This window comes from Plantactinospora sp. CNZ321 (genome assembly GCF_004217235.1).
On the sequence record NZ_SHKQ01000001.1, the window covers coordinates 7,604,947 to 7,621,090 of the forward strand.

Annotated in this window: 8 protein-coding genes and 2 rRNA genes; 3 read left to right on the forward strand and 7 right to left on the reverse strand. The window is 70.4% G+C overall.

Going from position 1 to position 16,144, the window contains the following annotated elements:
- Positions 1-170: 170 nt before the first annotated feature.
- Complete coding sequence (locus EV371_RS33155) at positions 171-1,904, reverse strand: ABC transporter transmembrane domain-containing protein (protein WP_130465529.1); 1,734 nt, start codon at positions 1,902-1,904, stop codon at positions 171-173.
- A gap of 35 nt (positions 1,905-1,939) precedes the next feature.
- Entirely contained in the window at positions 1,940-2,608 is a 669-nt protein-coding gene (locus tag EV371_RS33160; RefSeq protein WP_130465530.1) for a TetR/AcrR family transcriptional regulator, read from the reverse strand.
- A gap of 214 nt (positions 2,609-2,822) precedes the next feature.
- Here EV371_RS33160 and murD point away from each other — a divergent pair, with 214 nt between their 5' ends.
- Positions 2,823-4,202 (forward strand): UDP-N-acetylmuramoyl-L-alanine--D-glutamate ligase, encoded by a 1,380-nt coding sequence (gene murD / locus EV371_RS33165; RefSeq protein WP_130465531.1) that lies wholly within the window; start codon positions 2,823-2,825, stop codon positions 4,200-4,202.
- A 67-nt stretch (positions 4,203-4,269) separates the two neighbouring features.
- Here murD and EV371_RS33170 read toward each other — a convergent pair whose 3' ends face one another.
- From EV371_RS33170 to EV371_RS33180, 3 genes are all read right to left on the reverse strand, one after another.
- A complete protein-coding gene (locus EV371_RS33170; RefSeq protein WP_130465532.1) occupies positions 4,270-6,294 on the reverse strand; it encodes a cell wall-binding repeat-containing protein in 2,025 nt (674 codons plus the stop codon).
- A gap of 259 nt (positions 6,295-6,553) precedes the next feature.
- Positions 6,554-7,573, reverse strand: coding sequence for a hypothetical protein (locus EV371_RS33175; protein ID WP_130465533.1), 1,020 nt, complete (start codon positions 7,571-7,573; stop codon positions 6,554-6,556).
- A 138-nt stretch (positions 7,574-7,711) separates the two neighbouring features.
- The gene (locus tag EV371_RS33180; RefSeq protein WP_130465534.1) at positions 7,712-12,091 is read right to left on the reverse strand and encodes an ExeM/NucH family extracellular endonuclease; all 4,380 of its coding nucleotides are present in this window, start codon (positions 12,089-12,091) and stop codon (positions 7,712-7,714) included.
- Positions 12,092-12,543: 452 nt separating this feature from the next.
- Between EV371_RS33180 and EV371_RS33185 the strand changes: the two genes are divergently transcribed.
- Positions 12,544-14,448 (forward strand): VanW family protein, encoded by a 1,905-nt coding sequence (locus EV371_RS33185; protein WP_486485002.1) that lies wholly within the window; start codon positions 12,544-12,546, stop codon positions 14,446-14,448.
- 139 nt (positions 14,449-14,587) lie between these two features.
- The gene (locus EV371_RS33190; protein ID WP_130465535.1) at positions 14,588-15,391 is read left to right on the forward strand and encodes a trypsin-like serine protease; all 804 of its coding nucleotides are present in this window, start codon (positions 14,588-14,590) and stop codon (positions 15,389-15,391) included.
- A 119-nt stretch (positions 15,392-15,510) separates the two neighbouring features.
- Here the strand turns inward: EV371_RS33190 and rrf are convergent.
- Positions 15,511-15,627, reverse strand: a 5S ribosomal RNA gene (gene rrf / locus EV371_RS33195).
- Positions 15,628-15,726: 99 nt separating this feature from the next.
- Positions 15,727-16,144: ribosomal RNA gene (locus EV371_RS33200) — 23S ribosomal RNA — on the reverse strand; the annotation flags it as partial.

Below are 16,144 nucleotides of genomic sequence, written 5' to 3' on the forward strand. Positions count from 1 at the left end.
GGGAGCGCCGCCGCCCGGCAGCCGGGCCGGTGTCGCCCGGGCCGACTTTCCGTTCTTCCCACTGGCCACGACGGTCTGCCCGCCGGCCGCGCCGTTGTCTCCGCTGGCAACGCCGTTCGTCCCGCTGGTCATGCCGTTGTCTCCGCTGGCCATGCCGTTGTCTCCGCTGGTCATGCGGTCACCTCGACGGTTAGCTGGGACTCGACGATCTCGGCGTAGGTCGGGCAGCTCTCCAGCAGCTCGGTGTGCCGGCCCGCGCCGACCACCGCCCCGCCCTCCAGCACGATGATCTGGTCGGCGTCCAGGATGGTGGAGACCCGCTGCGCCACGATCACCACCGCGGCCTCGGCGGTGACCGGTCTGAGCGCGGCCCGCAGCCGGGCGTCGGTACCGAGGTCGAGGGCGGAGAACGAGTCGTCGAAGAGGTAGATCTCCGGGCGGCGTACCAGGGCTCGGGCGATCGCCAGCCGTTGCCGCTGCCCGCCGGAGAGGTTCGTCCCGCCCTGGGCCACCGGAGCGTCCAGCCCTTCCGGCAGCGCCTCGACGAAGTCGCGGGCCTGGGCGATCTCCAGGCTGGTCCAGAGTTCGTCGTCGGTCGCGTCCGGTTTGCCGTAACGCAGGTTGCTGGCGACGGTGCCGGAGAAGAGGTACGGCCGCTGCGGCACCAGGCCGATCCGGTCCCAGAGCAGGTCGGCGTCGAGTTCGCGGACGTCGACCCCGTCGACCAGTACCGCGCCGTCGGTGACGTCGAAGAGCCGGGGTACCAGCCCGAGCAGCGTCGTCTTGCCCGCACCGGTGCTACCGATGATCGCCGTCGTCTGGCCGGCCCTGGCCCGGAACGAGATGTCCCGGAGCACCGGTGCCGCCGCCCCCGGGTACTGGAACTGCACGTTCCGCAGCTCCAGCTCGCCCCGGAGCCGGACCTCGCGTACCGGCTCCGCAGGCGCGACGACCGACGAGCCGGTACGCAGCACCTCCATGATCCGTTCGGCGCAGACCGCCGCCCTGGGCACCATCATCAACATGAAGGTCGCCATCATGACGGACATCAGGATGAACATCAGGTAGGTCAGGAAGGCGGTCAGCGCCCCGATCTGGATCTGACCCGAGTCGATCCGGTGCGCGCCGAACCACAGCACCGCCACGCTCGACAGGTTGAGCACCAACATCACGGTCGGGAAGATCAGTGCCATCAGCCGGCCGACCCGCAGCGCGGTGTCGGTCAGGTCTTCGTTCGCCGCCTCGAACCGCCGGGTCTCGTACGGCTCCCGGACGAACGCCCGCACCACCCGGATGCCGGTGATCTGCTCCCGCAGTACCCGGTTGACGGTGTCGATCCGGGTCTGCATCAGCCGGAACTGCGGCACCATCCGGCGGATCACCAAGCCGATCGCCAACACCAGCACCGGTACGCAGACCAGCATCAGCCAGGAAAGGCCGACGTCCTCGCGCAGCGCCATGATCACACCACCGAGCAGCGTGATCGGCGCGGCGACCAGCATCGTGCAGGTCACCACGACGAGCATCTGCACCTGTTGCACGTCGTTGGTGTTGCGGGTGATCAACGACGGTGCACCGAACTGGCCGACCTCCCGGGCGGAGAAGCCCATCACCCGGTGGAAGATCGCCCCGCGTACGTCCCGACCGAAGCTCATCGCCGTCCGGGCCCCGAAGTAGACCGCGGCGATCGAGCAGGCGATCTGGGCCAGGGTGACCAGCAGCATCCAGCCGCCGATGCGGACGATGTAGCCGGTGTCCCCCCGGGCGATGCCCTTGTCGATGATGTCGGCGTTGAGGCTGGGCAGGTAGAGCGAGGCCATGGTGCCGACGAGTTGCAGCAGCACCACGGCGGTGAGCGGTCGGCCGTACGGCCGCAGATAGGTACGCAGTAGTCGGTTCAGCATCGACGACCCCCCGGAATCGAGGACGCGGTGACCGGTCATGGCCGGTCCGGTCTGTTGTGTTCTGCACAGCGTCCCGAGCCGGACTCGGGCGTGGCGGACTCGGGCTGCCGCATCCCGTCGAGCAGTACGGCGGCGATCATCTCGGGTCTGAGTGGTTCGTTGTCGGAGATCCGGGGGTGCGAGCCGGCGAAGGTCAGCAGTCGCAGCAGTCGGGCCACCTCGGGCAGCGGATAGCGGAAACGGTCGGCGTCCGGCTCCAGCACCCGGATGACGGCCTGGTGGATCTCCCCGTTCGGCGAACGGACCCCGGCGGCACCGCGCCGACCGGACGCCTCGGGCTCCGGCGGCCCGTGCATGCCGACGGAGTGCAGCAGGTTGAAGATGCTGGTGAGCCGACGCTGGAGGATCGCGGCCAGCTGGGTGAGCCGCTGCGGCAGCGGAGTATCCAGGTCGAGGGCCGCCAGCTCCTCCAGCAACGGGGCCGGGTCGAGGGCGGTCTCGACGGCCACCCGAACCAACCCGTCCTTGTGCGGGAAGACCCGGAAGATGGTGCCCTCGGCCACCCCGGCCGCCTCGGCGATCTGCCGGGTGGTGACCTTGACCCCGTGCTCGCTGATCAGGGCCAGGGTGGCCGTGATCAGTGCGGCCCGCCGCTCCTCGGGCGGAAGCGGCCGGGCCCGGCCCGAGGGAGTCTCCGAGTGCACGGCGCAACATTAATGAGTGAGTCACTCACTCACAAGCGATTTTCCCGACTCGCTCGCCCGGCGGCGAAGCTCACACTTCCGGCGACCGACGCCCGGACCCGCCACCGCCCGGGTCGGCCACCGCCCGGGCCCGCCACCGCCCGGGGCGGCGTCCCCGCCCGGAGCACCGGGCGCCGGGACTAGAGTTTGGGCGCGTACCGGAGGGAGTTTGCAGGTGCAGCTGGCGGATTTGCGCGGGCGTCGGGTCGCGGTCTGGGGCACCGGCCGGGAGGGCGCCGCGGCGATCAACGCGATCGCCCCGGTCGGGCCGGCCAGCCTGGTCGCGGTGATGGATCGGGAGACGTACGCCGCCAAGCCCTGGACGGGCCGGCTCGCCGAACTCGCCCCGCTGCACACCGGCCCCGCCGCCCTGGACGTACTGCTCGGATCGGACGTCGTCGTCCGCTCCCCGGTGATCGGCGAGACCCACCCCTGGGTGGTGCGCCTGCGCGAGCGCGGCATCCCGATCACCAGTGGTACGGCGCTGTGGATGGCCGAGCACGCGGCCAGCACGATCGGGGTCACCGGCAGCAAGGGCAAGAGCACCACCACCAACCTGATCAGCCACCTGCTCACCGCCGTCGACCGCCCCAACGTGATGGGCGGCAACATCGGCGTACCAGTGCTCGACCTGCCGCCCGCGCCGCGCTACGTCCTGGAACTCTCGATGTACCAGTGCGCCGACCTGACCGACTCGCCCGAGGTCGCGGTGCTCACCTCACTCGCACCGGAACACCTGGACTGGGCCGGTGGCGAGGCCGAGTACTACCGGCACAAACTGAACCTCGTCGCCCACCGGCCCCGGTGGGTGGCGTTCAACGCCCACGACGACCGGCTAAGCGCCGAACTCGCGGCCCGGCCCGGCCTGCCGCTGCTTCCCGCCGGCTCGGCGACCACCCCCGCGGGCGAGCCCACCTTTCAGGTGACCGCCGAACCCGACGGCACCCGCTGGGTACGCCTCGGTGACGATCGGCTCTTTCCGCGTTCCGCGCTGCCGCTGGTCGGCCGGCACAACGAGGGGAACCTCTGCGTGGCGTTGACCGCGCTGCGGGCGGTCGGCGTCGACTGTCTCGGCGAACGGGACCGGCTCGCCGCCGCGCTCGCGAGTCTGCCGACTCTGGAGCACCGGCTCACCCCGATCGAGGACCCCTCCGGGATCACCTTCGTCGACGACTCGCTCTCGACCATTCCGCAGTCGGCGATCCACGCCATCGAGGCGTACGCCGGTCGCCCGCTGACCGTGATCGTCGGCGGTGAGGACCGGGGCGTGGACTACACCCCGCTGCGCGAGTTCCTCGCCGGAGAGCAGATCGTCGCCACCCTGATCGGCATCCCGGACAGTGGCCCCCGGATCCTGGACGTGGTCAAGGACCTCGGCACCATCACCACGCTGGCCGCGCAGGACCTGCCCGAGGCGGTCCGGCTCGGCCGCCAGCGCACCCCGGCCGGCGGGGTGGTGCTGCTCTCCCCGGCCGCCCCCAGTTACGGACGCTTCGACAACTACGCACACCGCTCCCGGGTCTTCCGACAGGCGATCCAGGACACCGCCGGGTAGATCCCCCCCCCCGGACATGCAGAGGGGCCGGTCGGTCGACCGGCCCCTCTGGCATTGCCGTTCCTGCCTACCGCTGGGCGAGCCGGTCCTTCAGCCCGTCCGCGGTCGCCTTCAGTTGCTCAGGCGTACGGACCCGGCTGGGGTCCACCGCCGTCGCCGCCCGAAGGTCCGGGGTGCCCCGGTCGAGGCCGACGATCCCGATGTTGGTCGGGTTCTGCACCACGGTGTAGCCACCCGGACCGCTGATCCATCGTCCGGTCGGTGCCTGCTGCCCCGTCGAGACGGCGCCCGTTCCCCCGAAGATCAGCGCGGTGTCAAGCGACCCGCTGTGCTCGTCGAAGAAAAACTCGGGCTGGACGGAGAGCGCGGACTGGTTGCCCCGGGTGAGCAGCAACGGACCGTTGATCGTCGCCATCAGGGCACCACCGGCGAGCGCGTCCGGCCAGTCCAGCCCGGTCGCCATGCCGGCATGGTCGGTGCCGCCGAAGAACCTCCAGGCGACCTTGAGGGACGTCTCGTAGCGGTTGGCCCCTGCGATCTTGATCGGGTTGTACGCCTCGGTCGCCGTGGCCCCCTGGACGCCGATACCCACGATCGCCGACGTCGACCGGACCTCGTTGAGGTAGTTCCTGGTCGGGACCGGCAGGTTGTTGCCGGCGGTCAGGACGACCACCGCGGACTGGCCGGTACCGGGAACGTTGAACGAGCCGGCCGCCGCACCCGCCGAGAGCGCGTCCGGGAAGTCGACGCCGGTGGCGGCGAGCACGTACGTCGGGTTCGGGTTGATCTCCTTGGCGATGGCAACCGAGGTGCTGTACCGGTTCTCACCGTCGAGCCGCTTGACCTGGTAGCCCAGCGCCTTGACCTGGCTTTCCACCCTCGTCGAGATCGCGCCCGAGCTACCGAGCAGGTAGACGGTCTTGCCGGTGGGCAGGATCCGTCGGATCTCACCCTCGACAGCCGCGTTCAACCCCGCCGACGGGGTCATCAGCAGCGGACCCTGCTTCGCGGCGGCCAGCGCCGCACCGCCGAGCGCGTCGGCGAACAGGTCCGACCGGGAGAGCACGACCGCGTCCGCGAACTGGCGCGGGTCGTTCGGGTTGGACGCGGTCGCCCAGTGTGCCTGGGAGACGGCGTTCGCGGTGCCGAACCGGTTCGCCCCGGAGAGCCGGGCCACGGTGTCGGTCCGGCGCGGCTGGTACGACGGCACACCGGACAGATCCGCCACCGGCGCCGGGTTCGCCGCCCCGCTGCCGTCGGCAGGCGCGGTCGCCACGCCGTCGCCGTTGGTGAACGCGATGGTGTTACCGTCGGGCGACCAGGTCGGGTGATCGTGACTTACCGCGTTCGAGGTGATCGCGACGACATTGCTGCCGTCATCGATGTCGGTGGCGTAGATCTGGCCGCCGCGCACGAACGCCACCTTCTTGCCGTTCGGTGAGATCGACGGGTTGCTGGCGTCGTCCAGGATCGTAAAGAAGCCGCGGCCGTCGAAGACGCCGACCTGTGAGGGCCCGGACGGCGCGTCCGCCGAGCCACCCTGGACCTGGTAGACGAAGAGCGGGCCGGGCCCGGAGTCCGGGTTGAGGTAGTGCCGCCCGTCGTCCGGGGTGAGCGGGTACGCCAGGAAGCCGCCTGAGGCCACCTGCGCCTCGATCCGCCACGGTGAGCCCGGCTCCTTGGCCGACCAGAGCACCCCGATGCCCTCGCTTCGGTAGACGGGGTCGCGGTACTTGGTGACGGGTCCACCATCCGGCGGCGCCGGAGAGACCCACCAGGCGTTGCCGCCATCGTTGTGCCGGACGGTCGCGATCTCGCCGTTGTCGGTGACGAAAATGGCCCGGCTTCCGTCGGGTGCCCACGCGGCACCGGTCACAGTGGTGACCGTCGGGTCATCCGTGTCGAGCTCGAGCTTCGACCCGTTGCTGAATTGGATGGTGTCGGTGCCGTTGCTGCTGGTCAACGTGCTCGGAGCGCCGGGATCGCCGGGGTGGCTGGCCTGCGCGGCCGGGGCACCGGCGACGACGGTGGTCGCGGCGAGCGCAATGGCCGAGGCGAACGCCAACGGCCGGGAAATGGAACGTGGAGGCAAGGGGACTCCTCGCAACAGATGACGCGTCGCACTGCCCAGATAGGGGAGTTTGCCCCCCGCGGGGCGACGCAGGAGCTACCTTAAGGCTTTCTTTATTCGGCGCGCTGCCCCGTTTCCGGTTCACGCGGAAAGATGGTCCGTTAGGCCGATCACACCGGGCCGATCCGGCGGTCCGGTGCTGGCAAACCCCTACTCTGGCACGGTCCAGGCGAGAAATCCGGATTGCCATCCATAAGGGACTGTGCATTGTGCCATCGGTCTACGGCACGTGCCCGGACGGTGCTTCCCCGAGCGCTTTGAGCAGGTTGCGTACCGATCGGATGGCGGAACGAATTTCCTGAAGGTAGCGGTCCGCGCCAGGCTCGACCGGCCCGGGTCCGGGGAGGAGGCTCGGATCCAGCCCGATCGTGTCCACCTGGCAGCCGTAGCCGAGCCCGAGCGTCAGGATCGCGTCGCAGTGCTGGAACGGCACGTAGATCTGTGAGGTCAGCACCAGTACCCGGTCCCCGGCCGCCGGCTTCAGTTCCGTCGCCCAGAAGTGGTACGTGTCGGAGGTGTGCGCCCGTCGGGTCGCCGGCTCCGTCGACGGCGCGGCCAGTACCCGCACCACCGGCCGGGCGGCGGGACGATAGACGGCGACCGACCAGGACCGGTGGTCGAGCTCGCCCGCCGAGCGCCGTTCCTCGACGACCGGCGGCCACCCGAACGCGGCCCGGACGCCCAGCTCCATCGCGTCCACCTCGTATCCGCCGTCCAGCCGCCTGGCGTGCTCGTCGGCGGGAAGGTGCAGCCGGTCGAGTTCGACCGGGCGCAGCGGGCGGAAGCTGCCCAGCGCGGCGATCTCACCGGCCTCGACGGCCCCGGTGTCGACCAACCGGGCGGCGTAGCCGGTCCGTTGCAGGCAGGACCGGGCCAGCCCGCCGAGCACCAGCAGGTGGTCGTACCGCCGGTCGGGCACCGGGCGCGGACCGGCCAGGCCGAGCGCCTGCGCGGCCGACCGGACCAGATCGGCGACGCCGGGGGCGAGCGCGGTCTCGCCGACCTCGTCCCGCTCGACCGCACCGTGCCGACTGCGGAAGTCCCAGTGCCGGGCGGAGAAGTCGTCCAGCCAGCCCAGCAGCTCGGCCGGATCGAGCCGGTCGGGCAACTCGTCGCCGAACGCGGCCACCAGGTCCCGCATCGGCCGGGACCGGGCCCAGCCGGTCAGCCCGGTCACCAGGTCGTCCCGGCACGTCGCGCCGGCGCCGGCCGGCAACGGTACGGGCTGGTACCCGCTCACCCTCGTCCCTCCCGCCCACGGACGACGCGCCGCCCGGGGCACCTCACGACGGACGACTGCGGGCCCGGACCGGTGACCGGTCCGGGCCCGCAGTCGTGACACGTCACCTCGACTGTCGGTCCGTACTGAGACCGTCGGTCACAGCCTGGCACACTGTCCGGTCGCCGGGCCCCGGACCGTGTTGGTCCGGCCGTCGTTGCCCGGCGCCGGGGAGTTGGCCAGGCAGCTCAGCGGCCCGCTGATGGTGTTGCCGGCGACCAGCACCGGCTGGCTGCCGGCGTTGCCGACCAGCGAGACCGGGCCGGAGACGGTGACGGTGTCGACCCGTACCCCGGCACCGCTGAGCGCGATCGAGACCGCACCGCTCACCCTGCCCTTCTCCACCAGCACCGCTCCGGTCGCGGCGACCACCGTCACCGGGCCGGAGACCCGGGTGCCGCTCAGGCTGAGCAGCGCCGATCCGGTGGCGGTCACCGGGCCGGAGATGCTGCCGCCGGTCGCCAGCAGCGACGCGCCGGGCAGCACGGTCACCGGACCGGTGACGGTGGCGTTCTCCAGGCAGGTGAGCCCGGAGAAGACGGTCAGCGGCCGGTTGTGCCGACCGGTGATCGTCGTGGTGCACTCCGGGCCGGGCCGGCCGACCGCCGAGCGGGGCGCCGGGTCGGCGGTGACCGGCGAGTTCTCGGTGAGGTAGCCGGTCAGCATGGTCAGGTCGTTGTCACCGGTGGTGACCCGGTCGGTGCCCTCGGCCAGGGTGGCGAAGTTGTCCCCGCCGGCCGCGAGGAACGAGTTCACCGTCACCCGGTAGCTGCCGCTCGGGTCGATCGGGGTGTCGTTCAGGGACATCGACGTGATTCGGGAGCCCTGCGCGGCCTCCGGGTCGTAGGTGTAGCGGAATCCCTTGGAGACGCCGAGCCAGAGCACCGGCCGGGAGGCCCCCGCCGGCTGCCACTGCTGCTCCAGCACCTGCTTGAGCTGGGCCCCGGTGTACGTCTTCGTCACCACGTCGTTGGCGAACGGCTGCACCGAGAACGCCTCCGCGTACGTGACCACTCCGTCCGGGGCGTACAGCAGGTCGGCCCGGAGACCGCCCGGGTTCATGAACGCGATCTGCGCCCCGCCCCGGCCGGCCGCGCTGGTGCCGGCGAGCTGCACGTCGGCGATGAAGTTGCCGAGCACCGACTCCTTGCCCCGGTCCTCGTTGCCGGCCTCGTTGTACGCCCGCCTGATGTCCGCGGTGATCGACCCGAGCGGCCGCTGACCCAGCTCCTGGGCCCGCTCCTTGGCCGCCGCCACGATCTGCGCGACCCCCGGGTGCTGCGGCGCGCCGACCACGTCGACGAGCGCGGCGTCGGCCGCGGTGACCGTACCGGTGGCCGGGTCGAAGGTCAGGTCGACCCGGCCCAGCCGCTTGCCGTAGTCCTCGGCCTGCACCACCGGCCGCAGCCGGTCGGTGCCGGGCACCGGCACCTCGAAGGCGTACGGCTGGTGGGTGTGGCCGCTGAAGATCACGTCGATGGTGGCGTCGGCCCGGGTGAACTTCCCGAAGACCGGGTCGTTCGCCAGCGCCTCGGCCGAGCCGATGTTCTCGGTCGCCGCGCCCTCGTGGGCGAGCAGCACCACCACGTCGGCCTCGCCGTTGGCCGGGTTGCCGTCCTTGAGCTGTGCGGCCACGGCGTTCGCCTCGGCCACCGGCTCCCGGAAGGTGATCCCGGCAATGCCGTCCGGGCTGACCAGCGAGGCGGTCTGCTCGGTCACCACACCGACGAAGCCGACCTGGACCCCGCCGACGCTGCTGATCGAGTACGCCGGCAGCACCCGCTCGTCGTCTCGGTAGACGTTGGCCCCGAGCAGCGGAAAGTCGGCCCGGTCGGTCACCCGGCCGGTCAGGTCCGCGACTCCCTTGTCGAACTCGTGGTTGCCGACCGCCGAGGCGGCCAGCCCCATCGCGTTCAGTGCGTCGATCGTCGGGTTGTCGTCGTCGATCGCCGAGACGAAGGTGGAGGCGCCGATGTTGTCGCCGCCGGAGACGAACAGGGTGTTCGGGTTCTCCGCACGGAGCTGGTCCACCAGTCCGGCGACCTGGGCGGCACCGCCGACCGGGCGGCCGTCCGGCGCGTTGCCGGGCGACTCCAGGCGACCGTGGAAGTCGTTGACGCTGAGCAGTCGCAGGTCGACCGGTCCGGTCGCCCCGGTCTCCAGGCCCACCACGATCGGGTTGTGGTCGCTGGCCCGGTACGGGTCCGCGGCGAAGAACGCCGGGTGCCCGTCGTACTGGAAGGCGTACGACTCGTGCGAGTTGATCTGCCAGACGTCGACCCCGGTGACCCGTTCCGCCAGCGACGCCGAGGCGACCGCATGGTCCAGCGAGCCGGACTCGCCACCGAAGACGTAACTGGCCCTGCCGGTGTCGTTCAGGTCGACGTACCCGGCGTCGTAGAGGACCTGCATCGGGTCCTCCCGGGTGTAGGCGTTGAAGTCGCCGAGCAGCAGCACCTGGTCGCTGCCGCTGTCGGCCTTGAGCCGGTCGACGAAGGCGGTCAGCGCACCGGCCTGCCGGACCCGGTCACCGTTGAACGCGCCCTGCCCGTCCCCGCTGTCGGCGTTGTCCCCGGTCGCCGAGTCGGAGCCGCCCTTCGACTTGAAGTGGTTGGCCACCACGGTGAAGGTGGTCGCGCCGGCCGTGAAGGTCTGCGCGATCGGCTCCCGGGCGTTGAACCACACCGTCTCGTCGTTGACCGACCGGGACGCGCCCTTCGGCTGCGCCTTGGCCGGCTTGAAGATGATCGCGGTGGTGATGACGTCCTGCTGGGCCGCGGCCGGCAGCTCCGCCGGGGTACGCACGTAGTCCCAGGTGCCGGCGCCGGCCGCGGTGTTCAGCGCGGCGACGAGCCGCTTGAGCGCCTGCTGCGGGTCGGCGGCGTTGAACCGGACCGAGTTCTCGATCTCCTGGAGGGCGACCACGTCGGCGCCGAGCGCGTTGATCGCCGAGACGATCTTCGCCTCCTGCTTGGCCAGCGCCGCCTCGTCCTCGGCACCCCGGGCGTCGCCGCCGAAGTGCACGAAGTAGTTCAGCACGTTGAACGCGCCGACCTTAAGGTCTCCGCCGACGTCCCGGGGTGCCGGCGTACGCGGGTTGGTCGCCTTGAACGTGGTCCGGGCGGCCGGTGGGGTGTCCGCGCTGACCGGGGTGGTCGGCTGCAGCCGCCACTCGTCGAACCCGTACGACAGCACCGTCGGGCCGAACGCCTCGACCGAGTCGCCGACCCGCAGCGGAGTGCCCGGCGCCAGGTACGGCGGCAGCAGTCCGGCACTGGCCAGGTTGGTGGTCCGGCCGTCGTCGACCAGCAGTCGGGCGAGTCTGTTCGCCGCCGCCACCGCGCGGGCGGCGTCGGTGCCGGGCCGGGCCACGTCGGTCGGTATCACCGCGGGCCGGTCACCGGCGGCGAGCACGACCTCGCCGTACCGGTTGGTGTTGTAGACCTCGGAGACGGTGAACCCGCCGACCGGGGCGACCAGCATGGACTCGACCGACTCCCGGGCCGGGGCGTCCAGCGGCAGCGAGAGCGCGACCGGCGCCGGCAGCGCGACCTGGTGCTCGCAGACCTGCACGTCGCTCCGGGCCGCGATGCTGACCTGGGTGAGTCCGTTGAACTCGCTCGCGGTACCGCTTACCCGGACCCGGTCGCCGAGGGCGACGCTCGGGTGGTTGGCGGCGTTGCTGGTCAGGTAGACGAAGATCCCGTCGGAGGCGGTACCGGCGGTCGGCGCCCGCCCGCCGCTGCCGGCGGTCTGAAGGTAGATGCCGTTGTACCCGCCGGTGCGGTGGTCGCCGGTGACGACACCCTCGACGGTCACCCGGGTACCGGCCAGCGGCGTCGCGTCGCCGGTGCCCTGGACCTGGGCGATGGTGTGGCTGACCGGGGTGTCACAGCCGACCGGGTCCGGATCCGGGTCCGGATCGCCGCCGGTGTTGCGGGTGCCGAAGCTGTTCAGTGCCGGTGCCCGCCAGGTGCCGTCGATCCGCTGGAGGGACTCCCCGATCGGAGTGCCGCTCCCCTCGGCCACCCCGATGTCGGTGGCGGCCTGCCCGTCGGCCGGGCCACCGACCGCGGTCATCCCGCCCTCGTAGCTGAGGAACTCGGCGACGGTGCCGTCGGGGGCGACCAGCGCGATCCCGTCCGGCGAGCCGTTCTGGATGCCGTCCGTCGGGTACGTCGCGACGACCACCCCGGCCGCCGGCACCGTCCCGCTGAGCGTCCGGGTGTGGTACGGGGTTCCGTTGTTGCCGTTGTAGAGGACGAGCTGCCAACCGGTCAGGTCCGTACCGGCCGGGGCCTCGACCTCGATCGCCTCGCCGGTGTCCGTACCGGCGTTGTCGTAATGGATCTCGCTGAGAAAGGGCGTCGCCACGGGTTCGGCGGCGAAGGCCGCCACTCCGCTGGTCACACCGAGCGCACCACTGGTGAGCAGTACGCCCAGCGCCTTGAGCGAGCGTCCGCGTCTGTTCCGGCGCATCACGTTGCCTCCGATAAGGGGGTAGACGGTCGGAGCATATGCGGGCTCGGTGGCGTACCGAGAGCTGCCAGGTGTACGGAACACCATGGATGTTCGGCCGCACCATGTCGGAGATCGGACTATTCGCCGTTTTCGCTCCCGTGCCGCGACCGCTTCCCGGCACCGTCCACTGCGGGTTCGATCGATCCGGAGGCCCGGGCGACACGGCGGTAATCCGAGGTCAGGCACGTTCTGACCGGACCCGCCGCCGGTCCTGGTCGAGTTTTTGGCTACCGTAGTCGGTCAAGGTCCTTTCCGGGCGGCTGTCGTGCCCGCCCGCCGTATCGCGCTGAGGTGTCGGTGAGGCAGGGGTGTCCGTGAGTCAGTACGGCGACAACTCCGTGAGTCAGCACGGCGACGGGTCCGGCGGCCGGCGCGGCGACGACAGAGTGCCCGCGGACGAGCGGCCGACCGTGCGGATACCCGCCGTCAAGGTGCCCGCCGAGGAACGTCCCACCATCCAGATCACCGCGGTCAGTCTCCCGGTCGGACAGAACGACGGCGACGGCTCGGGTGGCGCCGCCGCGGGCACCCCTCAGACCGCCACCGCCACCGCCACCGCCACGTCGGCCGGCGGGAAGGCGCCGGGGCCGGGTTCCGGCCCCACCGTTCCGGGGCAAGCCGCCGAACAACCGGCGCCTCGGGCCCGGGTGCGTCGGCTGCTGCTCACCGGTGGCGCGGCCGTCGCCGTGCTGCTCGCCAGCGGTGGCGCCACGGCCGGCTACGCGTACGCCGGTGAGGTGCCCCGGGGCACCAGCGTGCTCGGCGTCGACCTTGGCGGCCGGAGCCGAGCCGAGGCAATCGAGACGCTCCGCGCCGACCTGGACTCCCGGGCCGGCACGTTCAGCAGGCCGGTCCAGGTGCACATCGGCGACCAGACCGGCGAGGTGTCACCGGCGGCCGTCGGCTTGACGGTCGACGTCGACGCGACGGTGGCGGCGGCCGCCCGGCACCGCCCGGGCCCATTGAGCCGGCTCTTCGGCTCCCACAGCACCGAGCCCGTGGTCACCGTCGACGCCGAGAGGCTCGACGCCGAGCTGCGGAAGATCGCCGGCGGGACAGGGCAGCGGATGACGTTGCCGGCCATCACGTTCAGCGGTACGACGCCCCGGCCGGTCTACCCGAAGCCGAGCAGGGGACTGCAGGCCGAGGAGTCGGCGAAGGCGTTGCGCGAGGGATGGCTGCGCGGGCAGCCGGTGCGGGTACCGCTGGTCGAGACGCACCCGGCGACCACCGCCGAGGAGGTCGACCGGCTGGTCACCGAGCTGGCCAGGCCGGCGGTTGCCGGACCGGTGACGGTGACCACCGACCGGGGGAACTTCACCATCGCGCCGACCGTGATCGCCAAAAGCCTGGTGCTGACCGCCGACAAGGCGGGCAAGATCGTCCCTCGGATGGACGAGAAGAAGCTCCGCGCCGCGCTGCCCGGCCAGCTCGGCAGGGTCGAGGTGAAGCCGAAGGACGCCAGCATGTCGATCCAGGGCAACAAGCCGAAGATTGTGGCCGGCTCCGGCGGTTCTCGGGTGGACACCGCCGCGCTGGCCCGGGACCTGCTGACGGTACTGCCGAAGACCGACGGCCGTACCGTGCGGGCGCAGCTCAAGCCGGTCGAGCCGAAGATCAGCGCCGAGGACCTGAGCAGGATGGGAATCAAGGAGCGGGTCTCCACCTTCACCACCAGGTTCACCGGCGGTCTCGGCTCGCCGCGCAGCCAGAACATCGTGACGATCGCCCGGGACGTGGACGGCACGGTGGTGAAGCCCGGCGAGACCTTCTCACTCAACGGGCACACCGGGGAGCGGGGCTACGCCCAGGGCTACCGGGACGCGCCGGTCATCCTGGACGGCAAGCTGGTACCGGGGGTCGGCGGCGGCACCTCGCAGTTCACCACCACGCTGTTCAACGCGACGTACTACGCCGGGCTGGAGGACGTGGAGCACAAGCCGCACTCCTACTGGTTCAGCCGCTATCCCCCGGTCATCGAGTCGACCATCTTCTGGCCGGACCTCGACTTCAAGTTCAAGAACAACACCCCGTACGGCGTCCTGATCGACACCTCGCACACCTCCAACTCGATCACGGTGTCGATCTGGAGCACCAAGATCTACGACAGGGTGACCACGGAGTGGAGCCCGCGCCGCAACATCACCAAGCCAAAGGTGATCAAGCTCCAGCCGGGCCCGTCCTGCATCCCCACCAACGGGATCAACGGGTTCACCCAGGACGCGTTCCGGCTCTTCCACAAGGACGGGAAGGTCGTCAAGCGGGAGAAGTTCACCTGGAAGTACCTCGCAGAGCCCCGGTACAGCTGCGGCTGACGATCACCTGGTCAGTGGTATGACATAACCGGGATGACATCGGCACATTGCTATATGGCGATGGAAGTTCATACGCTGCCGGCATCGTGATCTCAGGCGCGCCCACAAGGCGCGCCATCGATGCTCGGAGAGGACCCCCATGGCTCGTTGGCGCTTCCTCAGCCGCATGGCCGCCGTCGCGTTCGCCGCGGCAACCGCCGGCGGTGTCATCCTGGCCGCACCGGCCAGCGCCGCACCGGACAACACCGACGTCACACCCTTCATCGTCGGCGGCACCCGCGCCGCGCAGGGCGAGTTCCCGTTCATGGTCCGACTCTCGATGGGCTGCGGCGGTTCTCTCTACAGCCCCCGGCTGGTGCTCACCGCCGCACACTGTGTCGGGCGTACAGGCAGCAACTCCAGCATCACCGCCACCCTGGGCGTGGTGGACCTCCAGTCGTCGAGCCGGATCCAGGTCCGTTCCAACTACGTCTACCGGGCGCCCGGCTACAACGGCTACGGCGACGACTGGGCGTTGATCCGGCTGGCCAGCCCGGTCAGCGGGCTCAGCACCCTGCCGATCGCCACCTCGACCGCCTACGACAACGGCACGTTCACCGTCGCCGGCTGGGGTGCGACCCGGGAAGGTGGGGCGCAGCAGCGGTACCTGATGAAGGCAAGCGTCCCGTTCGTCAGCGACGAGGTCTGCAACGGTCCCTCGGCGTACGACGGCGACGTCATCGCGGCCGAGGAGATCTGTGCGGGGCCGCTCTCCGGCGGTACCGACTCCTGCCAGGGCGACTCGGGCGGCCCGATGTTCCGGCAGGGCGGCAGCGGCCTGGTCCAGGTGGGCATCGTCAGCTGGGGCTACGGATGTGCACGGCGGAACTATCCTGGCGTCTACACCCAGGTGAGCTACTTCTCCTCGGCGATCGCCTCGGCAGCAGCCAGCCTGGGCGGCTGAGTGGTTGGGGGGTGGTCGGGGCCGTGGGAACCGGCCAACCCCCTTTTACCCGGTCCGTTGCTTGTCACGGAAACACGAGTGGCGCCACCCGCATCGGGTGGCGCCACTTCGTGGATGATGTCCGGCGGTGTCTTACTCTCCCACACCCTCCCGAGTGCAGTACCATCAGCGCTGGAAGGCTTAGCTTCCGGGTTCGGAATGTAACCGGGCGTTTCCCTTCCGCCATAACCGCCGTAACCCTATCAACAACACAAACAACAACCCCCACCCCACACGGTAGGGTTTCTTCTGTTGTTCGTTTGCTGTGAATCACACAGTGGACGCGTAGCAGCTTTGTAGTCAAGTCCTCGGCTTATTAGTACCGGTCAACTGAACCAGTTACCTGGCTTACATCTCCGGCCTATCAACCCAGTCGTCTCACTGGGAGCCTTACCCCCTAATAGGGGTGGGATACCTCATCTTGAAGCAGGCTTCCCGCTTAGATGCTTTCAGCGGTTATCCCTCCCGAACGTAGCCAACCAGCCGTGCCCCTGGCGGGACAACTGGCACACCAGAGGTTCGTCCGTCCCGGTCCTCTCGTACTAGGGACAGCCCTTCTCAAGTATCCTACGCGCACGGCGGATAGGGACCGAACTGTCTCACGACGTTCTAAACCCAGCTCGCGTACCGCTTTAATGGGCGAACAGCCCAACCCTTGGGACCTGCTACAGCCCCAGGATGCGACGAGCCGACATCGAGGTGCCAAACCATCCC